The sequence below is a fragment of the Nostoc sp. genome, from assembly GCF_036917515.1.
Taxonomy (GTDB): Bacteria; Cyanobacteriota; Cyanobacteriia; order Cyanobacteriales; family Nostocaceae; genus Nostoc.
The window spans coordinates 1-26,031 of record NZ_JBALDE010000046.1 but is presented as its reverse complement, the minus strand read 5'-3'; the positions used below and the strand labels follow the sequence as shown (position 1 = coordinate 26,031).

The following is a 26,031-nucleotide window of genomic DNA, read 5'->3' as shown; positions in this document are numbered from 1 at the left end:
CCAAAGCTTTTTTTAATCTTCTGTAATATTCTATAAGAATAGCACTGATCATCTATCTCTCAATTATGGAACCCGCAATAGTTCTTAGCATTTCTATAACTGCCGTGGTGATTGCCATCACCGGGATTTCGATTTATACCTCCTTTGGCCCTCCTAGCAAGCAATTGAACGATCCGTTCGATGACCATGAAGATTAAAAGAGTCATATCATGTCCGCAGCATAAATTTTTGGTGCGATGTCTAGGACAGGCTACACCTACGTAAACAAGCATTGCTGTTGCTCGTCAGGGTTTCCTCGATGAGCAACTGGCGTGTGGGGTGAAATCACTATGGCAATCATAACTAATTATCCAGACCTGATATTTGAAGTACGTTACGGCTTGAGCCGTAACGCACACTAGTTTGGATGTTTTTTAATTAGAAAGTAGTCCCTAATGGGTTGCGACTACCTCTCCTTCCAGGCGAACAAGTCGGTCTGCCAAAAGTTTCTCAAGGTCTTCTAATGCCTTGGTGAAACCTTTAATACCTTCATCTAGTTTGTCAGTTGCCATACGGTCAGCAGCGTGCATCTTATCATAGCTGGCTTTGTCAATGGATATCTTTTCGATTGACAAGTTTGCTACCTTTGCAGGGTCAAGTTTACGTGGCAGTTCTCCAATGGTTGCTTGCAATTCAGCCAAAAGCGACGGTGAAATGGTCAGTAAATCACTACCTGCAAGTTCAGTAATTTCACCAACGTTACGGAAACTAGCTCCCATAACTTCGGTTTTATAGCCAAATTTCTTGTAGTAGTTGTAGATTTTGGTGACGGACAAAACACCTGGATCTTCGGCTGCTGGGTAGCTATCACGTCCAGTATCTTTTTTGTACCAGTCAAGAATCCGGCCAACGAAGGGAGAAATTAAAGTAACGCCAGCTTCTGCACAGGCGATCGCTTGGTGAAGACCAAATAACAAGGTAAGGTTACAGTGAATACCTTCTTTTTCAAGAATTTCCGCAGCGCGAATACCTTCCCAGGTACTGGCAATTTTAATCAAAACGCGATCGCGGCCAATCCCGGCAGCTTTATACTGGGCAATTAATTCCCGTGCTTTGGTAATGGTAGCTTCGGTATCGTAAGACAAGCGAGCATCCACTTCCGTAGACACGCGACCGGGAATAATTTGTAAAATCTTTAATCCAAAGGCAACTGCCAGACGGTCAAAAGCTAAAGAAACTATCTGTGTTTGCGTAGCTTTGGCTCCAGCATCTTTTTTTGCCTGAAGTAAAGTTTGATCGACAACTTCCTGATATTCTGGCATTTGCGCCGCAGCAGTAATCAGAGAAGGATTAGTGGTGGCATCTTGGGGTTTGAACTTTTCAATTGCCTGGATATCTCCCGTATCCGCAACCACGACAGTCATTTTCCGCAATTGTTCCAGTAAACTCTTGGACATAAAATACTCCGTGATGTTTGTTTAGGATTTACTAAATTCCCCAATTGTTTAAACTCTAGATTATTCCTTCAATTCTGATTTTGGCAATTTTTCGGAATCATTGCCCAATGCTTACTATTCACAGCCACAGCCCTATTTTAGGTGGCTTATGCCGAAATTGGCTGTCCAATAGAATGCACTTTGATTAAACTAGTTGTTCCTGATTTACCAATTGGAACACCAGAGGTAATCACCACCTTATCGCCCTTATTCGCTAGACCCATGTCTACAACTGTGTTCACCACATTGGTAAACATCTCTTCAGCATTGTGGACTGGTGGAATTAGCAAAGGTTCCACTCCCCAAGAAAGTGCTAGCTGGCGGTAAGCGGTAATGTCGGAGGTCAGAGCAATAACAGGAGAAGTCGGCCGATATTTAGACACCATTCTCGCCGTACTTCCTGATGTAGTGTTACAGAGAATTGCCCGTGAGCCGGTTTCATAGGCGATGCGACAGACAGATTCTGCCACAGATTCGGTAACGCTAAGACTGCCCGCTTCATGACACCAGGCATGTTTGCTACCCTCATCTAGAGCTTGTTCTGTCCGCACGGCGATGTTGTGCATCATCTGGACGGCGGCGATGGGATATTGTCCGACAGCTGTTTCACCAGAAAGCATTACCGCGTCTGTTCCATCCAAGATAGAGTTAGCAACATCGGTTGCTTCGGCGCGAGTGGGATCGGGAGCGCTAATCATCGACTCTAGCATTTGGGTGGCTGTAATCACTGGCTTACCAGCACGATTGCAACGGCGAATAATATCTTTTTGAATTAGGGGTACTTCGTGAATTGGCACTTCCACCCCTAAATCGCCACGCGCAATCATGATCGCGTCGGCAACTTTCAGAATGGAGTCAAAGTTTTCTACTGCCTCTGCTCTTTCGATTTTGGCAATTAAGCGAATCGAAGCGCCAGCGGCTTCAATCATGCGCTTGGCGGGTTCTAAGTCTTGTGGCGATCGCACGAAGGACACCGCTACCCAGTCTACACCCAACTGAATCCCAAAACGCAAATCCAGCAAGTCTTTTTCGGTGATCGAACTTACAGGTAAAGGAGTTTGGGGCAGGTTTACTCCCTTGTGCGTAGAAATTAAGCCGCCATTTTTCACCTGTGCCCGAATGCGATCAGCGTCGCGATCGGTAACTATCAATTTGACGCGACCATCATTAATCAAAATCGGTTCATCTGGTCGCACCATTGCGAACAAAGTCGGCAATGGTAGGGGTAGTTCCTCAATACTCTCACCCTTTTCTTGCAAAACAAAGGTAACTTCAGTACCAGCTTCTAAATTTAAGCCCTCTGGTGGTAAAGTTCCCAAGCGAATTTTGGGGCCACATAGGTCTTGCATAATTGCGATCGGCTTTTGCTGGTCAGTACTAATCTGCCTAAGATAGTGAGCCGTTTGGGCGTGGAATTCATAAGCTCCGTGGGAGAAATTCAGCCGTGCCACGTTCATTCCAGCTTCTACTAAGGCTTGCAGCCTCTCAGATGCAGATGTAGCCGGCCCAACAGTACAAATAATTTTGGTTCGACGCATAGGGATTGGGGGGTTGAGGAGTAACCTGCAAATTTGGATGCTTTGAGCGTAGGCGTAGCCCGTCGTAGACATCGCACAAAACATCCAAATTCACACGTGCTTCATATCACTGGTTTGCTAAATAAAAATACTAGATTCCCTTTTGTTTTCGGAGTATTTACCGTTTCTACCCACATCCCAAAAGTCCCTAGTCAAAAGTCAGCAGTCAAAAGCTAATGACTAATGACTAATGACTAATGACTAATCAAACCACAGCCGCTGTCGGGGCGAGTTTTTCCTTCTGTGACATAGACAACATCAGGTCAATGACGCGATTTGAGTAGCCCCACTCGTTGTCATACCAAGCAATTACCTTGAAGAAGTTGGAATTCAACTCAATCCCAGCACCCGCGTCAAAGATACTGGAATGAGTATCACCTTGAAAATCTGTGGAAACTACTTCTTCATCTGTGTAGCCCAAGATACCCTTTAGTGAACCTGCGGCAGCCTCCTTCATGGCAGCACAGATTTCCTGATAACTGGTGGCTTTGGCTGTTTTGAAAGTTAAATCAACTACAGAGACATCGGGAGTCGGAACTCGTAATGCCATCCCAGTTAACTTGCCTTTCAATTCTGGTAAAACAAGTGCTACGGCTTTCGCTGCGCCTGTCGAGGAGGGAATAATATTTTGGGATGCACCTCGACCACCCCGCCAGTCTTTCTTGCTGGGGCCGTCTACAGTTGGCTGAGTAGCAGTCATGGCATGGACTGTGGTCATTAACCCTTCAGTCACCCCAAAATTATCATTAATCACCTTAGCTATGGGAGCTAGACAGTTTGTAGTGCAGCTAGCATTGGAGACAATGATATCCTTGCCAGGATTAAATAGGTGATGATTGACACCCATTAACAGAGTAGTAACTCTATCTGGATCTTTGGTGGGGGCAGAAATTACCACTCTCTTTGCACCTGCCTTCAGGTGGTTTGCGGCTCCTTCGTAGTCAGTGAATAGTCCGGTAGCTTCCACGACATAATCTGCACTTAATTTTCCCCAAGGTAACTCTGCTGGATTCCTCACCGACACACAAGGAATAAAATGTCCGTCAATTAGGATGCCGTCTTCCTTGGCTTCAACGTTGTGCTTTAATTGACCGTGGGTTGAGTCGTACTTTAATAGGTAAGCGAGGTTATCTGGTGGTACTAGATCGTTAATGCCCACAAATTCAATATTGGGATTATCGATGCCAGCGCGAAGTACAAGTCGCCCGATTCGACCAAAGCCATTGATGCCAACTTTCAATTTAGTCAAGATTAAACCTCCCGTTGTGGAAGTTGAACAAAAGGAGAAAGTTAAAAGTCAAAATAGATTGCCTTTTACTCTTTACTCTTTGATCGTGACAGTCTCAGTCAGCTAAGGCATATTTACTTGGCATCTTTTAAGGATTGGGGCATGGGTAATTGGGGATTGGGCCATTGGAAGAGGCAGAAGGGAATAAACTTACTGCAACTTCTCCCCTGCTTTTTCCCTAGTCCCCAATTCAACTTAATTAGTGGTGGGTTGGACAAATCGCTTAATTTCACCACAGGCAATATAAGATTTGCCATCCGGTGCTGTTTTGACTTCATCAACGACGTAAAGCATTCCTTCCTCGCGAACCGATCGCGGAAAACGCATGTTCCAATCTGGTTCATATCCGTCGGAAACCACTCTAGCGCGCAGCTTGCTGCCATCTTTGACACACTGAATTAAAATACTGTCCCCTACACTGTCAGTTGTGGGAAGATCGGCAGCACTGGCAGGGCCTTTAGAAGCTTTACCTGTGTTAGCTGGATGCGATTGTCTAGGGGCAACAAAGATATCTGTTTCACCAGGTTGAGCAAAACGGGTGATTTTACCACGTACTCGATAGAAAGTAGCATCACTTGAGGGTTCCAGTCCTTCAACAACATAGCGTGCCCCCTCGGCACGAATGGCGCGGGGAAACTGAATGTTCATGGTTAAATCGTAGCCTTCGGACATGACTTTGACCCGCAGTTTACCCCCTTCACGAACGCAGTGCAATTCAACACCTGAACCGACTTCATTCACAATGGGCATGGCGTACACTTCATCGCCAGTAGTGACACCGCGACCCACCAAATCGCGGCGATTGCGTGTCATCGTCTGGTAAGTCTGATCTCGCATCTCTTTCCGTCCGGCATTGCCTAAAGCTTTTTGAGCGATCCGACTAGCGAAATATTCAAGCTGATCGATCTCTTCAGCAATTTCAAAATTCTCGTTCAAGCCTTTATCCCGCAAATCTTTCACAAGCGATCGCAGGGTTTGTTCAGCCTCCTGATGCTTGTCATGTTCAGCAAGATTAAGAGCAGTCTCTTTGGCCTTAGCAATGGTAAGGCGACTCAGTTCTAAAATGATATGGCTTGTAGCAGCAAAAGCTGCTTCTTCAACAGTGCCAACTTTGGCGACGATATCTATAGTACCTGACACGCTTTGAATGCGGTCATTTTGCACAACATCGGCGCTGTAATGCAGTTTCATCACAGGTAACTCACCAACTTGAGCGCTTGATATCCCCAAATTCAAACCGAGAAGTTTATCTTCACCCTCGTAAAGCTCTCCCAAGGTGATGACAGCTTGACCAGCGTCATTCTGGCTAACTTTAGCCAGACTTAAGGTATCAACAAGGCTGACACCATCAGCCAATTCCAGTGTCACCTTGAGGTTCTGTCCCACTACCGCTCTAAGACTGTCTAGCTCAATACTAAACACTTCAGTTGCTTCGTCAATGCTCTGAATGAAGTAAAAGTTGCCTGTGGCGGCTCTTGCCATACCAATCAGCAAGTCTTCATTGAAACCCTGAGCAAAGCCTAACGTAGTTGTGATAATGCCTTCTTCAGCTTTTTGCCCTGATGTCGCCGTTAGTATTTTGGGGTCTTGAATGCCCATATTGGCGTGACCATCGGTAAGCAGGAGAACACGGTTGATTTTTTGGGGATCAAGTCGCGTTTTCACGTGTTCGCAGCCTTTGAGCCATCCTCCCGATAAGTTGGTAATACCACCTGCTCTCACCTTGCGGATAGAATTTTTGAGTGCGGCTTTGTTACTCACAGACTGGGGTGGTACAACACTATCCACTTCATCGTCGTAAACAACTACCGAGAGAATGTCATCTGGCTCAAGTTGCTCTACCACAGACTCAGCGGCTTTGAGTGCGTGATGCAAGGGAGCACCTGCCATAGAGCCGGAACGATCAATTACAAGCGAAAGGTTAAGGTTACGTCGAGGAGATTTAGCTATGTCAGCACCAAAACGTAGCAGAATATTAGTCTTTAATGCAGATCCTGCGGCAAGGATAGACTGGTCAAATTCGTAACTTGTCTTAATCATTTTTTATATCCTTCATCATTGTCTACTATCAGCTACAAGTCTGGTGATGCATAGATAGTAAGTGCTTTATTTAGTTTACCCAGAAATAATCTTTTTCAGTATAAAAATTATATTTAATGTATATTTTATAGTTACAGTTTCTCACCAGCTTAGACAAAGCCGATCATAGACATCCGGTACTTAAAGGCGATCGCACTGGTCACTATTGCGGGAAACTGTAAGCAGATATATTAGGAGAGGAGAACCTAATGAGTTGGACTAAAGTTCTTGCAGTCGATGCACTTTCCCCTGGTGCGCGAGAAGTGGTGAAAGTTGGCAACCGGAAAATTTTGCTTTTGAATCACGAAAGTCAGCTTTATGCTTTAGATAACACTTGTCCTCACTTAAAATTACCCTTGAAAAAAGGGAAAATAACTGAGAATGGAGCAATTGTTTGTTCCTTCCATCACAGTGCTTTTGACCTGCGGACTGGTGAGGTAAAAGATTGGTGTTCTTGGCCACCTGGTGTAAGTAAGGTACTCTCGTTAGTTTCACAACCAAAGGCACTGCCAGTGTTTCCGATTCGTGTTGAAGAAGGCAGTATCTGGGTTGATGTGCAAGAAGAATAGGACCCTCTCCCTGAATTTACTGAAACAGTGCTAAGTAAAAAAGAAAAACCCCAGCTAAACTCATTGGCTGGGGTTTCTATCAAAATTTACCTATTTTAGAGATATTAGAAATTATTGAATGAGAAAATAGAACCTCTTCTCAAGCAGTTTGAACACTTTGCTGTGATCTTATATTGGGTTGGTGTTGCCATTGCCAGCTTCTATAGAAGCTATAGCACTTTGAGATTGGCCTAAATTTACTTTGAAGACTTTGCTTTGCTCTTGCTCCAGTTTGGGTAAAGTCAAAATTAAAATCCCATCTTTCAGGTCTGCCTTAACTTGTTGATTCTGAACTTTGGTTGGCAGAGGTATTACTCTAGTGAAATTGCCATACCGGAATTCAGAATGAACTTTAGCCTTAGATTGGGAATGTTTTTCGTAACGATGCTCACCAGCTATCGAAACTGCATCTTGAGTAACTTCAACATCGAGGTCTTTAGCTTCCACGCCTGGAATCTCAACTCTTAATAGCAACTCTGAACCATTATCATGTAATTCAACCGCAGGAACCCACGCTGTTCTTGGTGATGCAGAAATATTGGAGTTACCGCGCTCGGCTACTGTAAGAGGCTGTTTGAAAAGTCTAACAGGTTGTAAAAAAGCTCTCTAGGTATACGCTGTGAATAGATAGTAGACAGCACTCTCATGAGCAACATGAGTAAAGCATACCCTAGCAATCTCACCCACGCTCAATATGAATTTCTGAGTGACATGATTCCAGAACCCAAACCCGGTGGTCGCAAGCGTGAAGTTGATATGTGGGAAGTCCTTAACGCAATTTTCTATGTCTTGGTAGAAGGAGTTAGATGGCGATGCCTACGGCGGGCTACGCCTACGCTACCGGGCGACTTTCCCGCATGGCAGACAGTGTACACATATTTTCGCGACTGGCGCCATCAGGTACGTGGTTGAACATTCACGATAGTCTCCGGCAGTGGGTTCGGATTGAGCAGGAGCGCCATTCAAGTCCATCCTAGGCAATCATCGATAGTCAAAGTGTGAAAACTGCTGCAATGGTGCATGAAGCCGTAGGCTACGATGCGGGCAAGAAAATCAAAGGTCGTAAGCGATTTCAATTTTGGGTAATCAAACAAAGTTTTAGACGTGTTTTTTAGAGAAGAGCTGTATTTGCTTTGCTTCTTCTCTCTAGTAAGTAATTTAATAAAATAAGAATCTAAAAACAGTTGGGTAAATTGTACAGATATAGGTTGGATTTGCCGTATCAAACAAAAAATGATAAAAAGCTTGAGAATAGTTAATGTCAAAGTAAGTAGGCAATCATAAATTAAACTATATTATGTAATGTAAATTTAATGAAATTCGCTTGTAGCTAGAAGCTCTAGCCCGATGTTAAGGGTTAGATTGACAAAGACGTTGCGCGTAGCTTGCCGTATGGAAGACTGCTAACGCTTTTGACGTCTCCCCAATGCGAAGGACTACGGTGTAGACACAAGTAGAAAAAAGCTCAATTATCTCGTTCCCATACAAAGCATGGCAATGTCTGACTAGAGGCAGCAGCCTCTAGTCAGACATTGAGTCTCTGACTCAATCAATGCACTGCAAGGTGGAGACTGGGAACGAGTCAAGCCTCATCAAGCAAGCTGGTTTTTAGGACTTGTGTGTACACCGTAGCTTTAGCTGTTTGGGATTTTTCGGATTTAATTAAGTAATGAAGTGGACATGATATAAACAGTTATCCTGCTTTATCTGCAACTTTTTTATACACCCTGCGCTGAAGTATGGTTGTAAGCAACGATGATTTTATTTACAATCAGGTGACAGAGTTTTGCTTTCTGATTTTATCTTCAGTTTTATTCAAGAAATTCTTCCTGATTGAAAATTAACTTAGTAACTGATATGGATGCTCAAAAAATAAAAATTTTATTAGTTGATGACAACTTAGAGAATTTACATTTTTTATCAGACATCCTTCAAAACCAAGGTTATCAGGTAGAAAGTGTCATTTGTGGGCAATTGGCAATCAATACTGCACTCGCCTCTTCCCCAGATTTGCTTTTGCTAAATGTTCTCATGATCGAGAGGGATGATTATGAAGTTTGTCAATATTTGAAAGCTAACGATCAAACTCAAGAGATTCCGATGATTATTTTCGGAAATTTCGATGATTTTTTTGAAAAAATAAACGTTTTAAATTTAGGCGACATTGACTATATTACTCAACCATTCCAAACTAAAGAAGTTTTATTACGGGTCCAAAATCAACTCACTCTCCAAAGACTGAAAAAACAGTTAAAAGAAAAAAATTTCCAACTGCAACAGGAGATTAAAGAGCGTCAACGGATTACAGTTGAGTTAAATATTCGCAACAGACAAATAGAAGATATTTTTAAAGAAATTCCTGTTAGCATTAGCAAAGCCTTTTGTAAAGAAGTTTATCAAAGTGAATGCCTTGTAGTCGAAGCCGCCCTCAAGAAGAGTGAAAGTCAGTATCACCTCCTCATGGAGACATCCCAGGACATGATCTGGTCGGTGAACATTGATGGACTAATTACCTTTGTTAATCCAGCAGTCAAGCAGATTTATGGCTACGAACCCCAAGAAATGATCGGGCGTGCCTTAATTGATTTCATTTCACCTACACAAGTTGCTCAAGATAAAGTAGCCTTTGAAGGTGTTTTTCAGGGAAAGTCTATTTTTCAGCATGAAACTACCTGTGTAGCTAAAGATGGTACCTTACTTTATCTAATGTTGAATGCGATCGCATTACGCAACGAAGAGGGTCAGGTTATAGGTATGACAGGTACTGGTAGTAATATTACGCAGCACAGAAGTATAGAAAAATTACTCCAAGAAAGTGCGATTAAGCTCCACAATCATAATCTAGTGCTAACACAATTGGCACAAAATCAGACGCTTTATCAAGGTGATTTGAAAGCAGCCTTGAGTAAAATCACAGAAACAGCTGTCAAAAATATTGGCATAGAACGAGCTAGTGTCTGGTTGTATGACGAAACAGGCATAAAAATCCAGTGTTTCGATCTATTTGAGGGCAGTCGCAATCAACATAGCAAAGGACTTTTATTATCAGCGGCAGACTATCCAGTTTATTTTGCAGCTTTGCAGCAAGACCAACTAATCGCCGCAGATGATGCTCATACTGATCCCAGAACTAAAGAATTTTCTAAGTCTTATTCAAGATTAAACATCACCTCTATACTCGATACACCCGTTAGGCTGGAGGGAAAGACCGTAGGAGTTTTATGTCTGGAGGCAGTGGAAGTTACTCATCATTGGACGCTAGAAGACCAAAATTTCGCTCGCTCTCTGGGTAATTTAGTATCTTTGGTATTGGAGGCAAAAGAACGTCAACGTGTAGAAGCAGCACGACGGGCTTCTGAAAAAAAGTTAGCGTCAGCTTTTCGGTCATCTCCCGATCCAATTGCCTTAATTACTGTTCACAATAAACGCTATATCGAAGTAAACGATAGCTTTTGTCGGTTTTTTGGTTATTCTCGCTCTCAAGTGATTGATCGCACTGATGAAGAATTGCATATTTGGGTGAATCCAGAAGAATATAATTTTCTCACCAACATCCTGCAACAAACAAAAGCCATCCGCAACTATGAGATTGATGTCTGCACTTCAACAGGAGAAATCAGGACAACACTATTGAGTGCAGAAATGATCGAGATTGATGGACAATGGTACGTACTTGGAACTGCAAAAGATATTACTGAACGCAAGCAGGCAGAAAATGAAAGCCGTTTGTTACTGTTGACAACCCAAGCTATCACTCGTGCCAGTGATGTCAACAGCGCCTTAGCAGTGGTCTTGCGCTTAATTTGTCACACCATTGCCTGGGATTTTGGTGAAGCCTGGATACCTAATGAATATGGGACTGTTTTAGAACACAGTCTGGGCTGGTATGGTGAGGATAGCAGTTTAGAAGAATTTTGCTACCAAAGCCAAACTGTGAAATTCCCTCTGGGAGTGGGATTACCAGGAAGAGTTTGGCAGAACCAAGAACCAGAATGGATAGAAGATGTTTCTAAAGTTACACAACCAGTTTTCTGGCGATCACCACAAGCCGCAAAGGTGGGATTAAAAGCTGGGTTTGGTGTTCCCATACTGGCTGGGAACCAAGTATTAGCTGTTTTAATGTTTTTTAAACGTAGTTCAGTATTGATAGATCGGCGTTTGCTCTTACTAGTCAGTGCTGTTGCTGCTCAGTTGGGTGGGTTGATTGAGCGCAAAACCCTAGAACAAGAACTAGCACTCAGAGAAGCTCGTCTCAATGGCTTTTTTAGCAGTGCTCCCGTCGGTATGAATATTATAGATAACCAGCTACGGTTTGTGCAAATCAACCAACTGCTGGCGGAGATTAATGGACTACCCCAGCAAGATCATATTGGCAAGACCATCCATGAAGTCTTACCCCATATCGCCCCTTTAATGGAACCAATTTATCAACAGGTTCTAATAAGTGGTCAACCCATTCTCAATCAAGAATTAAGCGGCGCATCAATTAAACAACCAAACATTATTCGCCACTTCTTAGCTTCTTATTTTCCGATTGTTGGTGAAGACGATCGCCCCTCTGGTGTCGGCACAGTTTTAGTAGAAATTAGCGAACTGCAAGCAGCGTTGCGCGAACGCAAACGCGTTGAACAAGAACTACGTTTAGCCAACGAACGCCTACAATATCTGCTCACCTCTAGTCCTGTAGTCATTTATAGCAGCAAAACATCAGAGGATTTTAGCACTACTTTTATTAGTGAAAACGTTAAAGAAATGGTGGGCTACGAAGCGCAGGAATTTATCGATCATTCCAGTTTCTGGCTCCATCACGTTCACCCACAAGATATTGAACTCATCTCGGAAAAATTTTCCCACCTTGTTGAGCAAGAGTACATTTCCTATGAATACCGCTGGTTACACGCTGACGGAACTTATCACTGGTTCTACGAAAAAATGAGGTTAATTCGTGACGAAGCTGACTACCCTATAGAATGCGTTGGTTATTGGGCAGATATTAACGATCGCAAATTGGCAGAACTAGCTTTGCAGTCAGGTCAGCAACGATATCAACTTCTAGCAGAAGCCTCACCAGCTTGTATATTTCATACTGATGTAGATGGCAATGTTTTATATTTTAATCAACGCTGGAGTGAAATTACTGGATGTAGTTTAGAAGGATCTCTGGGAACAGGTTGGGCAAATGCCGTACATCCAGACGACCGCGAGCAGCTATTGTTGGCATGGAATCAAGCAACAGTCGCCAAGTCAAGCTATAAATACGAACATCGTTTCTTGCATGATGATAGTACAGTCGTCTGGGTAATTTGTCATGCTTTGCCAGAATTTAGAGATAATGGAGAACTTAAAGGCTACATCGGTACAATTACAGATATTACCGAAAGAAAATTGGCAGAAGAAGCCTTGCGTGAGAGTGCAGAGCGAGAAAGAGCGATCGCCCAAGTGATTCAAAGAATGCGCCAAACACTGGATTTAGAGACGATATTTGCGGCTACAACCGAAGAATTACGCCAAGTACTCAACTGCGATCGGGTTGTTGTCTATCGTTTCAATCCCAACTGGAATGGCGAATTTGTTTCTGAATCGGTGGGTAACGGTTGGATTTCTCTGGTAGAAGAACACAACAATGACCCTCATCTCACAGAAAGTGTTTTACAAGATGGGCGTTGCCTAGCAAAAATTTTGGATGGCGGTAATAACCACGTAGAATACCCTGATCTGCAAGTAACCCCAGGTGCAAGTTTCATTTGTGTCCCAGACATTTACAACGCTGAGTTTCATCCTGCTTATATCAACCTCTTAGAGCGCTTTCAGGCTAAAGCCTACATTATTGTTCCGATTTTACATGGTAGTCAGCTTTGGGGATTGCTGGCGAGTTACCAAAATTCCGATCCCCGCCAATGGAAATCAGGAGAAATTAACATCGTAGTTCAAATTGGCAATCAGTTAGGTGTTGCTTTACAGCAGGCACAATTGCTAGCGCAAACTCAAAGGCAGTCCCAAGCATTGCAAGAAGCTGTGATTGTTGCTGATGCTGCTAACCGTGCCAAAAGCGAATTCCTCGCCAACATGAGTCACGAACTGCGTACCCCACTCAACGCCATCCTTGGTTTTACCCAAGTCATGAGCCACGATCATGATTTATCAACTGAACATCAGCAAAATCTAGCAATTATTAATCGTGCTGGCGAACATCTCCTAAATCTAATCAACGACATTTTGGAAATGTCTAAAATCGAAGCTGGCAGAATAACCTTAAATCTCAACAGTTTTGACTTAATTCACCTCTTGCAAAACCTCGAAGAGATGTTGCGCTTCCGCGCCATCTCCAAAGGATTGGAATTGGTTTTTGAATATACATCTCACCTTCCTCAGTACATCCAAGTTGACGAAAGTAAACTGCGTCAAGTATTGCTTAACCTCTTGGGAAATGCAATCAAATTTACCGATACTGGAAGGGTAACGCTGCGGGTGGGAATAGAGAGTGGAAAGTGGGAAGCAGGGGGAGCAGAGGAGCAGAAAAAACAAGGAAAGACAAGTGGACAAGGGGGACAAAGGGGAATTATTGAACAAGTCTCTCCCAAGTCTCCCCCCTCTTCTTCGTCTACCTTGTCTCTTCTCCATGCCCAATGCTCAATGACGCCACTTGCTCCACTTGGGGAGACCCCAAGACCGCAGTGGCTCCCCAATGCCCAATCCCTAACCTTCGAGGTACAAGATACCGGTTGCGGTATTGCCCCACAAGAAATTGACTTGTTATTTGAAGCTTTTGGGCAAACTGAAACCGGAAGAAAATCGCAACAGGGAACAGGACTAGGTTTAGCAATTAGCCGCAAATACGTGCAACTAATGGGAGGAGATATTAGCGTCACCAGCACTATTGGCGAGGGAAGTAAATTTGCTTTTGATATTCAATTTGCTCTAGCCGCAGCCAACGAAATCCAGATCCAACAAACTAGACGCCAAGTCATTAGTTTAGCAGCTGCTCAAAGCGAATACCGTATTTTAGTAGTTGATGACTCCACAGACAGCCGTTTAGTGCTAATGAAAATTCTTACATCCATCGGTTTTGCAGTCCAGGAAGCAATAAATGGCATCGAAGCGATCGCACTTTGGCAGACATGGCAACCACATCTAATTTTAATGGATATGCGGATGCCGATTATGGACGGTTACGAAGCCACAAAAGTTATTAAAACTAGAGAAGATTCAATCCAAAATACAGAATTTCAAATCCACAATTGGAAGACCATCATTATTGCCTTAACTGCTAATGCTTTTGAGGAACAACGAGAGGCAATACTCAAAGCGGGTTGCGATGATTATATTAACAAGCCTTTCCGCGAGGAAGAATTATTAGAAAAATTGAGCGAATATTTGGGAGTTCAATATATTTATCAAGAAGAAAGCTATCAGTTAACAAACCTAAAGCAACAAAGATCAAAATCAATGTTGACACTTACGGATTTAGTGACTCTGTTATCTGAAATGTCGCCTGAATGGATAAAACAGCTGTATACTGCCGCAGCTCAATGTAGTGATGACCTGATTTTAGAATTGATTGAGCAAATTCCTTCAGAAAATGCTGTATTACAAAATTTTATTAAGAATTTAGCTCATGATTTTCAATTTGAGAAAATTATGGAATTGACGAGTCTTGCAGGAGTATTATCCAGTGAATAAAAATTGATAGGTATGCAAGCTCATAATCAGGACTTTAGTCCTTAATTTTCTAAGCACCAAAGTGCTTACTACAAACTTTTCATTACTAGTTTAGACATTATACTACCCTACTTGGTAACGGATCGATATGTATGGTATTGGAGCAAAACCGGAGACACTCTGCCTCCGGTGAGGATGAAAATAGCAGGAGTAATTCAATTTTAAATTTTAGATTGTTCCTTCTTTTTCTCAGTCCAAAATTCAAAATGATTTTACCGTAAACGTCCTGATCGCAATGTACTAACAATTAACCACAAACCCAATAAACTAGCGACGGCAAACAGGGTGGTGCTTAAAAAAGATAGCTGTGTTGTCTGCGCTTTGGTAGAAATAATTGCTGCACCCATAATCAGTGAACCCACTAATATACTATAAGATAGTCGGTTCGCTGCATCGTCCATCGTGCGGCGCACGCCATCTAATCCCCGCAGTGATAGATTCCACTGTAAGGTTTCTGAAGTAACACGGTCTAATAATAGTTCAATTTGGCGGGGAGATTGGAGAGAGAGACTTTTAATATCTAAGGCTGTTCGTAATAGCGATCGCACTGGATTATCGCCCAGCAATTGCCGACGAAACAAGTCTGTAATTAATGGTTTAATTTCATCAAAAAAATTAAGCTCTGGGTTGAATGTCCGCGCTACCCCTTCTAAATTCGCTAGGGTTTTGGCATACAAACCCATATTACTAGGTAACCTAATTTTATTGTTACGGGCAACTTGTAAAACTTCATAAATTATCTGACTGAAGTTTATTTGCGTAAGGCTGACATTATGATACTTACGTAACATGCGATCATAATCATTTTCTAACCGCGACAAAATTACTGGTTGACCAGAATCTGATAGCTGTAAAGTTAACTGAGCGCACCTTTGAGCATCTAAATCAACGATCGCTAACAACATTTCCGTTAATATCTGCTGTGTACGGGGATCAAGTCTTCCCACCATGCCACAATCTAACAGGGCAACACGACCATCTTTGAGATAAAACAAGTTTCCTGGATGGGGATCAGCGTGAAAAAACCCGTCAATATATAGTTGCTGGAAAAATACCCGAAATAACAAAGTAGTTATTTCTTTACGCTTTTCGGCAGGATCTTTAACATTGGGGTCACTATTTAAATCCGCCTCCAAGAACGGTATTCCATCCAGCCATTCCATTACCAGTAACTTTGGTGTGGTCAATTCCCAGTTAATTTCCGCAACCACTATTTGTGTAGGATCGTACCAGCGACTCTGGGATAAGTTGCGCCGCAGTTGGTCTGTAAAACTTGCTTCCCGTGTAAAATCTAACTCAGCTTCTAAAGCTTTGGTAAATTCTTCGGCGATGGATTTGATTTCGTAGGTTTGTCCAAAATCAGTTCGCGCAACTAAATCGGCAATACCTTGAATTAAAGCAATATCTTGGGCAACAGTCAGATCAATTCCCGGACGTTGCACTTTCAAAGCGACTTCTCGACCGTCTACTAGTGTAGCTCGATGTGTCTGGGCAATTGATCCGGCTGCGACTGGAATCGGGTTAACTGTACTGAAGGTTTCTGCTAGTGAAAGTTTTAATTCTTTACGGAGGATTATTTCTATTTCTGACCAAGGAACTGGTGGTACTTCATCTTGTAGAGTTGACAATTCCTCAATGTAGGAGGCGCTCAGTAAGTCAGGGCGGGTAGACATTAACTGACCAAGTTTGACGTAAACTGGACCCAAATCTACCAGAATATTTTTTAAAACCGCAGGTGTTGGAAGTTGAGGTTCATCAGCTTTGGCACCAGTAAGTAACCTTCGCATATAGTCCCAGCCATTGCGAAGGAAGACTTCCAGAATTTCTCGTTGACGGGGAACAGTTTGGGTGAGGAACATTTTTGTAAAATAACTGCAAAGAGGCAGAGGAGTTAAAGAGGTAGGCAGCAGGGAATGACAATACAACGGAAATCGGCTTTAGCTATGGTGCTTGTTAAAGTTTTGCTAGCTGCCGCACGTTCTTGAAATCTTTTTAAGGATGATTGTACGGCTTCGTCGAGCTTCTGTTCGTTCAGCATCCGTTTGACGTAATTAGAGCAGGAATCCCCGCCGTGTAATAAGCGATGGGAACAAGAAAATCCTTTGGACGGAGAAATATATTTTTGATAGGCAGTAATAGAACCGATTGCTATTGTCTTGGCCAGAGGCTCAAAGCTAATAATGTCCATAACTGTCAGATAAAATAATAGACTGTCAAGTTATAATGGGAAAACAGACTTTTTCGCCTCTGCCAAGGGTTCTAACTTTTATAGCAGGTCGGTAAATCGGGAATCGCTTTGGATAATTTTAAGGATCTGCTTGATTTCCTGGGTACGTTCTTTTTTGACAACGAGGGTGACATTGCGATCGCGCACAATCACCACATCCTCTAAACCAATAGTAACAACTACATCCTCTGGATTTGAGGCGTAAATAATCGCCCCTTGCGTATCTAAACCTACATGAGTAGCGAGTTCCACATTGGGAGTCTCTTCTTTTTTCAGTAAACGTTCGATCGCATTCCAATCTCCTAAATCATCCCAACCAAAATCAACTGGCAAAACGTATGCTAGAGTGGTCTTTTCCATTAACGCATAGTCTATACTCTTCTTAGGTAACTGAGGATAGATATCAGGGCCATGTTGTTCTAAAGGTTCGATAATTTCTGGAGCATGGGTATGTAGTTCCTTGAGAACAACCCCCGCCCGAAAAACGAACATTCCACTATTCCAGCTAAAACGTCCCGTAGATAAAAAAGTCTCTGCCGTTTCTTGGTCGGGCTTTTCAGTAAAGCGGTTCACGTGATAAGCTGGCAACTCATTAAAGCTACCTATTTTTTCACCTTGTTCAATGTAGCCGTAACCGGTTGATGGAAAAGTAGGCTTGATCCCCAGTGTAACGATCGCTGCTGTGCTTGTTGCCAGTTGCGTTGCTGCATTTAATGTGTGTGCAAACGCCTTTTGGTCAGCAATCCAGTGGTCAGCAGGGAAAAAGCCAATCACAGCGTCTTCTCCATAGCGCTGTTTGATTTCTAAACTTGTCCAAGCAACAGCTGCGGCAGTGTCTCTGCCTTCCGATTCAATCAGCAAGTTTTCAACTGGTAGATCAGGTAATTGTTGTCTTACCCCTTCAGCTATCTGACTAGAAGTGATTACCCACAGGGAATCCCATCCACCACCGAGTTCAATCAATCGATCGGCGGTTGCTTGTAATAGACTTCTAGAGCTACCATCAAGACTTAAAAATTGCTTGGGTCGGTCTTTGCGGCTTAAGGGCCAAAAACGTTCACCTTTACCACCAGCTAGGATTACGGGGAACAATAAAGTATTCATGTTGTCATACACGCCTACCGAAGAACATTACAAGTTTACAGTGAGCTTTTCCACTGGCAATATTTGTAGCTTGGATTAACATACTTTTAGGGAGTGGTTGAGTGGGGAGATAATTGTGATAAAGCAAGTCGAATGGTCGGAAAATCCGGTTACGTCTCAACAAGTAGAGTTTGAAAGTGACGTGCGATCGTCGCAACTTCAACGGACAGAAAATCAAGTAACGCCAGCACCAGTAGCCGACTCAGAGGAGGAGGTTAAACTAAACCAGCCAGCGAATCCGAACCACCGTAGCGTCGTCGAATCTGTGGGCGCGATTCCCAATCAGCTTTCTGAGAGACTGGGCTTAACCATGCCTCGATGGCTGTTATGGTTTATGACGGTTGTCATTGGCATTATCTTATCTGGACTGCTGGTATCAACGTTAGCGCTATGGACTCCTTTATGGAGCAATCTAGATCGAACAGATGACGATTTAGGAACTACTGCTAAAGACGAAGTAAAAATTCCATTACCAGGAGAGTTATGGAGTAAACTCTCCCAGTACAAGCTTTCACGACCGATGAATATTTTAATCATGGGGATTGAACCAATCAGCGGTACTGTTGATGGTTCACCAGAAAGCTTTGCAGGGAAAAGCGACTCCATGCTACTGGTACGACTTAACCCTAGTGAAAAATCTGTACGGGTACTTTCCATTCCTAGAGATACGATGATTGCCATCCCCGAAAAGGGAGAAAAGGGATTAACTAAGGTATCTGATGCCAATGCCAAAGGCGGTCCAGTCTTGGCAGCACGGGTAGTTAGCCGTACTTTAAACAACGCCCCAATCGATCGTTACATCCGTATTTCTACCAGTGGCTTACGCCAGTTAGTCGATCAGTTAGGCGGAGTAGAAGTCTTTGTTCCCCAATCAATGGAATATAAAGACTCCAGCAGTCGGCTATCGATTAATTTAGTCAGTGGCTGGCAAACCCTCAATGGCGAACAAGCAGAACAGTTTGCCCGATTCCGCGAACCAGGTTTGGGAGATTTGCCGAGAGTGCAGCGTCAGCAAGCACTCATAGCAGCTCTGCTGCAACGCTTAAATAGTCCCACCGTCCTACCCAGGTTGCCTCAATTAACTCGCTTGATGCGAAAATATTTTGATACCAACCTGAAGATGGAAGAAATGATGGCGTTGGTCAATTTCGGTCTTAACCTAGATCGAGATAATTTCCAAATGACCGTGTTGCCTGGTACGTTTAGCCGTTTTAGCAAAGACCCTGATAGCTATTGGCTGAATATGACTGGACAGCAGAGCCTGTTGAATGATTATGTTGGGGTAAATGTACCTGGTCTAAAGCCAGATATGCGTCAGGTTCCTAACCTCAAAATTGCTATTCAAAATGCTTCAAATCAACCTCAGCTAACTGAAAAAGTTATTGCTTATCTTAAACAGAAAGGCTTTAAGAATATTTACAAAGTACCTGATTGGCCAGATACCCAACGTCAAACTCAGATTATTGTCCAAAAAGGCAACCAACGAGTTGGGGTTGATTTGCAAAAAGTCTTAGGCTTGGGTCAAATCGAGGTGTCTGCCATTGGTGATTTAGAATCCGATCTGACAATTCGCATTGGTAAAGATTGGAAATAGTCATTGGTCATTGGTCATTAGTCATTGTTAACTAACAAAGGACAAAGCGCAAAGTCTGAGCGGAGGAAACCTCCGCTCAGAACTTTGTAAGAGAGGACTAATGACAAAGGACAAAGGACAAATAATAAAGTTATGAAAAAGATTTTACTGCGCTTTTTGGGTTTGATAGTGATTTTACTACTCGCTTTTGGGTGGATAATACTTAATCCCAAACCGGCTTTTGCTCAAATAAACACAATCAATTACAACAATATAAATTTAGAAAATCGTGACTTTTCTCATGCTGACTTGGCAGGTGTAACTTTTGTCGCAGCAGAAATGCGGGGGACAAATTTTCAAGCAGCGAATTTAACCAACGCAATTCTGACTAAAGGAGTTTTATTAAAGGCAAATTTGGAAGATGCGAACTTGAGCGGCGCTTTAGTTGATCGCGCCACTATGGATGGTGCTAACCTGAAAAATGCCATATTTACTGAAGCAACTTTGACACGCAGCCGCTTTTATGATGCTGATGTCACTGGTGCTGATTTCAGCGATGCTTTAATTGATCGCTATCAAGTGTCATTGCTGTGTGAAAGAGCCGATGGCGTAAATCCAGTTACAGGTGTATCAACGCGAGATAGTTTGGGTTGTAGGTAAAGAATCTCCGCATTGAGCATGAAAACAGAGACGTTTTAGCGAAAAGTGGAAAATCAAACTTCTTTAGTTTGTAATGATGCCTTCGGGGAACGGAGGAAACCTCTACTTATCCTGGCTCCCCTATTTAAGATTGACTGAGAATTGTCAAAAATCAGTAGCCTCTAATTACCAATGGGAATTTCAATTAAAAATTCTGTTCCTTCTCCTAGTTGAGAAGAACATTTCATTTTACCATGATGTTTTTCAACCACTATTTGATGGCTAATTGACAATCCTAACCCAGTACCTTTACCTGGTGCTTTGGTAGTGAAGAAGGGATCAAATATATGCGATCGCGCCTCTTCTGGAATTCCAAGACCATTATCAGCTATTCTAATTACAATCTGGTCATAAACGACTTGCGTATTAATCCAGATAGTCAAGGGTATTTTTGGACACGTTTGTAATAATTTTAAATACCTTTGCTGTATAGCGTTAAATTTTTCCTCTAATGCATCAATACTGTTACTCAAAAGATTCATAAACACTTGATTTAATTGCGCGGGATAGCATTCGAGCAAAGGTAAACTATCATATTGTTTAACAATCTCAATAGCTGGGCGTTCATTATTGTTTTTAAGGCGATGCCCTAAAATTAGCAAAGTACTATCCAAGCCTTCATGAATATCTACTGGCTTTAATTCAGCCTCATCTGTACGAGAGAAATTTCGCAGTGATAACACAATATCACAAATCCGCTCTGTTCCTACTTTCATTGACTCAAGAGTTTTGGGTAAATCTTCGATGAGAAAGTCCAAATCACTTTTGTCGATTTGCTCTTGGACAGTTGGCAATATTGAGGAGTTTTGACGGTAAATTTTCACTACCTTTAATAGTTCTTGAGTATATTCATTTAAATGGATAAGATTGCCAAAAATAAAACTGATAGGATTGTTGATTTCATGGGCAACTCCAGCAAGTAGTTGTCCTAATCCTGCCATTTTTTCACCCTGAATTAACCTGGTCTGAGTTTGTTTTAATTCTTGGAGAGTTTGAGTAAGTTCTAAGGTTTGACGTTTAGTTTGCTCGAGTAATTCTGCTTGCTGAATCGCAATTCCTAATTGCACCCCAACTTGAGCCAGTAAATTAATTTCTTCTTCTTTCCAATAACGCGGTTGCGAATTTTGATAAGCAACTAATAATCCCCATAACTTTTCACCTTCCCGAATCGGAACAAAGGTTTCGTTACGTGGAAGTTCGTTATCATCGTCTGTGTCTTCAAAAGTTTTTATAATCATTACTTGGTCTTGTATAACAGGTTTCCAACCATCTTTAAAGGAATCTGCTACAAATTTACCGCTCCAATCTGGGTTGAAGCGGTAAATTGCAATTCGCTCGACTTCGAGTAACTCTCGCACAGCATGAGTAGTGGTTCTAAAAATAGTTTTAATATCGAGTGACTGGCGGATTTTATCAATAGTTGCAGCCAGCAGTTCTTGCCGTTCCATTGCTTTCTCCCGTTCATTGGCTTCTGCTAACTGGACAACCTGCATTTGAACTTGCTTTAAATAAGAATCCTGTTTTAATGCGACTCCCAATTGTTCGGCTATTTGACTGGTAAATTCAATTTCAGAGGGTTGCCAATAACGAGGAGCGGTACATTGGTGAATACATAGCAATCCCCAAAGTTCACCTTTTTTCAATAGAGGTGCGACCATATTTGCCCGCACTTGAAATTTTTCTAGGATTTGGACGTAGCAACCGGGGAACTTTCCTTGATAAATGTCAGCGATCGCATTGACTCGACCTTGAGCATAAAGGTGTGCAAAGTTTTCCCCAAAGCAATAGTCATAAACTTTTTCTGCCATTACCGAGTTACACTCAGGCACAAAATCCTCAGAAATAAATTCTCCTTCCCAATCTTTTTGCGGGTCAAAACGAAAGACTGCCACTCGGTCTGCTTGCAGCATTTGCCGAGCCTCGGTGACAGTAGTCTGGAAGATTGTATCCAAATCTAGGGACTCCCGGATTCGAGTAATCACACTAGTTAATGTCTTTTGTTGCTCTGCTTGGTACTGAGCGTATGCCAGCAATTTATGGTGTTGCACTGCTACACCAATTTGTGTACCGATTTTGCTCAGTGATTCGACTTCATAAGATTGCCACTCTCTGGGTGAAGCATTTTGGTAGACAGCGATGATTCCCCAAAGTTGATCTCCTTGGAGAATAGGGGCAGTAGCAAAGGCTTTTGCCTGAAATTTTTCTAACAGAGTTACATGGCAGTTTGTTAATCCGGCTTGATAAATATCATTAACTATAAAAGTTTGGTTGTTAACGTAACGTCCACCTTGCGTTTGTTGCAAATAACTATCAGTGTAGGCGTAGCCCGTCGTAGACATCGCAGGCAGAAGACCAATTAAGGGAGTCCAGCCTTCAGTAAATGATTCAGTAACAAAATTACCACTCCAATCGGGATTGAAGCTAAAAATGGCAACTCGATCGGCTTGCAGCAGCTTACGTATTTCTTGAGTTGTAGTTTTAAAGATGGTTTCAATATCAAGGGGTGAGCGAATTTCATCGACAATTTTAGCTATTACTTGGTCGCGCTGAACTGCTTGAGCTAATTTTGCAGCTTGCAATTTGACTTCATGGAGATGGTTCGCTTGTTGAATCGCAACGGTAAGATGGTCAGCAATTTGACGAATAAACTCAATTTCCGATTCTTTCCAATTACGAGTCTCACTGCACTGATGAATGCAAAGCAATCCCCACAGTTCCTTCTTCCGTGATAGAGGGACAACGAGATTAGCCTGTACCTGAAATTTACTCAAAATTGCGGCATGACAATCACTCAGTCCTGCGTTGTAAATATCTGCTACTGCTTGCACTTGACCTTGTTGATAATTGGCAGCAAATTGTTCTCCAAAACAGCGATCATAAACTTTTACTGCCATTGCTGAGTCCCAGCCAATTGCAACATCTTCAGAAACAAATTCTCCCTGCCAGTTTTGTTCGCGGTCGAACTGGAATACTGCAACTCGGTCAGCATTTAGCAACTGACGCACTTGTGTAACAGTAGTTTGAAAAATTGTTTCTAAGTCAAGAGACTCCCGAATTCGGACAATTACACTCGCCAAAGCTTTTTGTTGCTCTAGTTGCTCTTGAAGTTGATTTTCTGTGAAATTTGAATTGAGTTCCATTGCTCTGGATTATCTAGTTTTTATATAAAAGTTCCTCATACCAAAATTCATGGGGTTAAGAAGTGTCACAAATATGACAAACTGCAAAGTTTTACAGTCTTCAACTGGCCGCGTCCAGAATTTACCAATTTCAGATGGATGGCAATTTGTTGGAAATGGGCGCTTTGGGACTGTGTACTGGGTACTAGGGAAGAAAAATATGAGTAAAATTTGTTTGGGATTCCAATCCCCATTCAAACCTCGCCTGATACCCAGTCCCTAGTCCCCAATCTTCAATCCCTAGTTCAACTATTTCCCAGAAGATGGTTATTGTTATAGTTCCCCTTTCTTGATCTATCCTTGTAATGGGTTAAAAAATAATTTTGGCTTGTACACAACAGAGGAGATGACTAAGGAGACAATTTTGTAAATTCGTCACCAAATAAGGGTTTAATTTCAAAAACAGAGGAGCGCAAAGTTTATTTGAGTATATTCACTACGAACTTAAGCAAGGCTGTATTAAATTAGTGTTGCCGAGGCAAATCAGAAAAGCGGTCTGACCCCATTGAAATAGCAATCTAACTAACTTGTAATTCGCTGTATTATAGCAATCTCAGGAATTCTAATTTTGAGCATTGGCGTAGTCCACCATAGGCAGAGCGATGTTTACGCCAAGGGCAAAGGCATTTAAAATTACTAATTTGTCAAAATTTACCTGACAGACTGCGGAATTTCAGGTTAAATGTTTTAAAGTATGCACTCTGCAAGAGTTGTCGGGTATTATTCGTGACACAACAAGACCAAAAACCCTCTCGTTCTTTCGCTGGAATTGCTGGCATTGTTGCCGCAGCCACATTAATTAGTAAAGTCTTCGGTTTAGTGCGGCAGCAAGCGATCGCTGCCGCCTTTGGTGTTGGTGCTGCTGCCACCGCCTATAGTTATGCCTATATTATTCCTGGCTTTCTATTGATCTTACTCGGTGGTGTAAATGGGCCATTACACAGTGCGCTCGTCAGCGTTTTAGCCAAGCGGCGGCGAGAAGAAGCGGCTCCCCTAGTGGAAACCGTGACAACGCTGGTAGGTGGAATGCTGTTACTGGTGACACTGGCTCAGGTTTTCTTTGCGGATGCGATCGTTGATTTAGTCGGTCATGGTTTGGAAGAAACAACCAGAGCGATCGCCATTCAACAACTCCGTATTATGGCACCGATGGCTTTATTTGCCGGTTTAATTGGCATTGGCTTTGGTACTCTCAATACAGCCAATCAATATTGGTTACTCTCTATTAGCCCTTTATTATCCAGTATTACCGTTGTTGGCGGTATTGCTATCTTAGCGATGCAACTGGGCAAGGACATTATTAAACCGGAATACGCTTTAATCGGGGGAATGGTGTTAGCTTGGGGAACCTTAGCAGGAGCAATTCTCCAGTGGTTAGTGCAGCTAATTGTCCAGTGGCGGTTAGGATTGGGCACATTACGCCTGCGGTTTGATTTTAAATCTCCTGGCGTTCAAGAAGTCATTAAAATCATGACTCCGGCAACAGTTTCCTCTGGAATGATGCCAATTAATGTTGCCACTGACCTTTATTTTGCTAGTCCTATTCCTGGTGCAGCAGCGGGATTTAACTATGCCAATTTATTAGTCCAAACTCCTTTGGGGATTATTTCTAATATTATTTTACTGCCTCTATTACCGATATTTGCCAAACTTGCTGGCCCCGATAATTGGCAGGACTTAAAATTACGAATTCACCAAGGACTCCTACTCACTGCTTTTACCATGCTACCGCTAGGGGCGTTGATGGCGTCGTTATCTGTCCCCATTGTGCAGGTGGTATATGAGCGCGGTGCTTTCAAGCCAGAAGCTACACAGCTAGTTTCATCCTTGCTAGTGGCTTATGGAATTGGGATGTTTGCCTATTTGGGACGTGATGTTTTGGTGCGGGTATTTTATGCTTTGGGCGATGGACAGACACCTTTTCGCATCAGTATTTTTAACATCTTGCTCAATATCATATTAGATTGGTTTTTCGTTGAACCTTTTGGCGCTCCCGGTTTGGTATTAGCAACAGTTGGTGTAAATTGTAGCTCAATGTTAATGCTGTTATGGTTGCTTGATCGCAAACTCAATGGTTTACCTTGGCGCGAGTGGAGTTTGCCGATTTTGGGTTTAGCTGGTGGTAGCGTAGTAGCTGGGGTAGCAAGCTATGGGACTTTGTTTGCTTGTGAGCAAGTTTTAGGCAAAACGGGTTTACTGATTCTGGCGTTGCAATTGTGTGTATCTGGCTTCGTGGGGATTGTGGTGTTTGCGGCGATCGCTTCCTGGCTGAAAATACCAGAGGTAAATATTTTTATATTTCGTCTACGTCAGCGCTTTTTGAAGAAATAACGAGCGACCACTCTAGCCAATGTTAAGAAATATCCAAATATATATAGCAGTTCCTGCTTGAGTGCAATACAGTATGGGATGATGGAGTATATCAACGTCTAAGTGCCTGTAGAATGAAACCTTACTCCTGTGA

15 protein-coding genes and 1 pseudogene are annotated in these 26,031 nt (G+C 42.6%); 7 read left to right on the top strand and 9 right to left on the bottom strand.

Translation table 11 applies throughout. The features are described from left to right. Positions 1–65: 65 nt before the first annotated feature. Entirely contained in the window at positions 66–197 is a 132-nt protein-coding gene (psbN, locus tag V7K89_RS05610) for a photosystem II reaction center protein PsbN (RefSeq protein WP_335185124.1), read from the top strand. Positions 198–431: 234 nt separating this feature from the next. Here the strand turns inward: psbN and V7K89_RS05605 are convergent, their stop codons facing one another. From V7K89_RS05605 to V7K89_RS05590, 4 genes are all read right to left on the bottom strand, one after another. Then, entirely contained in the window at positions 432–1,436 is a 1,005-nt protein-coding gene (locus V7K89_RS05605) for a transaldolase (RefSeq protein ID WP_335185123.1), read from the bottom strand. Positions 1,437–1,582: 146 nt separating this feature from the next. Next, a complete protein-coding gene (pyk, locus tag V7K89_RS05600; protein WP_335185121.1) occupies positions 1,583–3,013 on the bottom strand; it encodes a pyruvate kinase in 1,431 nt (476 codons plus the stop codon). A 244-nt stretch (positions 3,014–3,257) separates the two neighbouring features. Then, positions 3,258–4,301, bottom strand: coding sequence for a type I glyceraldehyde-3-phosphate dehydrogenase (gene gap, locus V7K89_RS05595; protein WP_335185119.1), 1,044 nt, complete (start codon positions 4,299–4,301; stop codon positions 3,258–3,260). Between the two features lie 234 nt (positions 4,302–4,535). After that, positions 4,536–6,380, bottom strand: coding sequence for a vWA domain-containing protein (locus V7K89_RS05590; RefSeq protein ID WP_335185117.1), 1,845 nt, complete (start codon positions 6,378–6,380; stop codon positions 4,536–4,538). Between the two features lie 248 nt (positions 6,381–6,628). Here V7K89_RS05590 and V7K89_RS05585 point away from each other — a divergent pair, with 248 nt between their 5' ends. Next, entirely contained in the window at positions 6,629–6,988 is a 360-nt protein-coding gene (locus tag V7K89_RS05585) for a Rieske (2Fe-2S) protein (protein ID WP_335185115.1), read from the top strand. A gap of 168 nt (positions 6,989–7,156) precedes the next feature. On the opposite strand, the gene V7K89_RS05580 is transcribed toward V7K89_RS05585, so the two are convergent. Then, positions 7,157–7,501, bottom strand: a complete 345-nt coding sequence (locus V7K89_RS05580) for an Hsp20/alpha crystallin family protein (RefSeq protein ID WP_335185113.1) — start codon at positions 7,499–7,501, stop codon at positions 7,157–7,159. Positions 7,502–7,681: 180 nt separating this feature from the next. Between V7K89_RS05580 and V7K89_RS05575 the strand changes: the two are divergent. Beyond that, positions 7,682–8,097: pseudogene (locus V7K89_RS05575) on the top strand (transposase); the annotation flags it as partial. A gap of 787 nt (positions 8,098–8,884) precedes the next feature. Beyond that, positions 8,885–14,707, top strand: coding sequence for a PAS domain S-box protein (locus V7K89_RS05570; RefSeq protein ID WP_335185111.1), 5,823 nt, complete (start codon positions 8,885–8,887; stop codon positions 14,705–14,707). Positions 14,708–14,958: 251 nt separating this feature from the next. On the opposite strand, the gene V7K89_RS05565 is transcribed toward V7K89_RS05570, so the two are convergent. The 3 genes from V7K89_RS05565 to V7K89_RS05555 all read right to left on the bottom strand — a co-directional run bounded on the left by V7K89_RS05565 (position 14,959) and on the right by V7K89_RS05555 (position 18,077). Beyond that, the gene (locus V7K89_RS05565; protein ID WP_335185110.1) at positions 14,959–16,605 is read right to left on the bottom strand and encodes an ABC1 kinase family protein; all 1,647 of its coding nucleotides are present in this window, start codon (positions 16,603–16,605) and stop codon (positions 14,959–14,961) included. Between the two features lie 32 nt (positions 16,606–16,637). After that, positions 16,638–16,934 (bottom strand): membrane protein insertion efficiency factor YidD, encoded by a 297-nt coding sequence (gene yidD, locus V7K89_RS05560; protein ID WP_335185108.1) that lies wholly within the window; start codon positions 16,932–16,934, stop codon positions 16,638–16,640. A 78-nt stretch (positions 16,935–17,012) separates the two neighbouring features. After that, entirely contained in the window at positions 17,013–18,077 is a 1,065-nt protein-coding gene (locus V7K89_RS05555; protein WP_335185106.1) for a mannose-1-phosphate guanylyltransferase, read from the bottom strand. A 115-nt stretch (positions 18,078–18,192) separates the two neighbouring features. On the opposite strand from V7K89_RS05555, the gene V7K89_RS05550 reads away from it, so the two are divergent. Then, on the top strand, positions 18,193–19,710 hold the full coding sequence (locus tag V7K89_RS05550; RefSeq protein ID WP_335185104.1) for an LCP family protein: 1,518 nt from the start codon (positions 18,193–18,195) through the stop codon (positions 19,708–19,710). Between the two features lie 132 nt (positions 19,711–19,842). Beyond that, on the top strand, positions 19,843–20,349 hold the full coding sequence (locus V7K89_RS05545) for a pentapeptide repeat-containing protein (RefSeq protein ID WP_334913687.1): 507 nt from the start codon (positions 19,843–19,845) through the stop codon (positions 20,347–20,349). Between the two features lie 161 nt (positions 20,350–20,510). Here V7K89_RS05545 and V7K89_RS05540 read toward each other — a convergent pair whose 3' ends face one another. Continuing rightward, positions 20,511–23,528, bottom strand: coding sequence for a GAF domain-containing sensor histidine kinase (locus tag V7K89_RS05540; protein ID WP_335185101.1), 3,018 nt, complete (start codon positions 23,526–23,528; stop codon positions 20,511–20,513). A gap of 765 nt (positions 23,529–24,293) precedes the next feature. Between V7K89_RS05540 and murJ the strand changes: the two genes are divergently transcribed. Beyond that, the gene (murJ, locus tag V7K89_RS05535; protein ID WP_335185099.1) at positions 24,294–25,898 is read left to right on the top strand and encodes a murein biosynthesis integral membrane protein MurJ; all 1,605 of its coding nucleotides are present in this window, start codon (positions 24,294–24,296) and stop codon (positions 25,896–25,898) included. Positions 25,899–26,031: the final 133 nt, after the last annotated feature.

Bases quoted from the DNA above. Each gene is read 5' to 3' on its own strand.
- psbN (WP_335185124.1), top strand. From the start codon at position 66: ATGGAACCCGCAATAGTTCTTAGCATTTCTATAACTGCCGTGGTGATT.
- V7K89_RS05605 (WP_335185123.1), bottom strand. From the start codon at position 1,436: ATGTCCAAGAGTTTACTGGAACAATTGCGGAAAATGACTGTCGTGGTT.
- V7K89_RS05585 (WP_335185115.1), top strand. From the start codon at position 6,629: ATGAGTTGGACTAAAGTTCTTGCAGTCGATGCACTTTCCCCTGGTGCG.
- V7K89_RS05555 (WP_335185106.1), bottom strand. From the start codon at position 18,077: ATGAATACTTTATTGTTCCCCGTAATCCTAGCTGGTGGTAAAGGTGAA.
- V7K89_RS05565 (WP_335185110.1), bottom strand. From the start codon at position 16,605: ATGTTCCTCACCCAAACTGTTCCCCGTCAACGAGAAATTCTGGAAGTC.
- V7K89_RS05540 (WP_335185101.1), bottom strand. From the start codon at position 23,528: ATGGAACTCAATTCAAATTTCACAGAAAATCAACTTCAAGAGCAACTA.
- V7K89_RS05545 (WP_334913687.1), top strand. From the start codon at position 19,843: ATGAAAAAGATTTTACTGCGCTTTTTGGGTTTGATAGTGATTTTACTA.
- V7K89_RS05570 (WP_335185111.1), top strand. From the start codon at position 8,885: ATGGATGCTCAAAAAATAAAAATTTTATTAGTTGATGACAACTTAGAG.
- pyk (WP_335185121.1), bottom strand. From the start codon at position 3,013: ATGCGTCGAACCAAAATTATTTGTACTGTTGGGCCGGCTACATCTGCA.
- yidD (WP_335185108.1), bottom strand. From the start codon at position 16,934: ATGGACATTATTAGCTTTGAGCCTCTGGCCAAGACAATAGCAATCGGT.
- V7K89_RS05590 (WP_335185117.1), bottom strand. From the start codon at position 6,380: ATGATTAAGACAAGTTACGAATTTGACCAGTCTATCCTTGCCGCAGGA.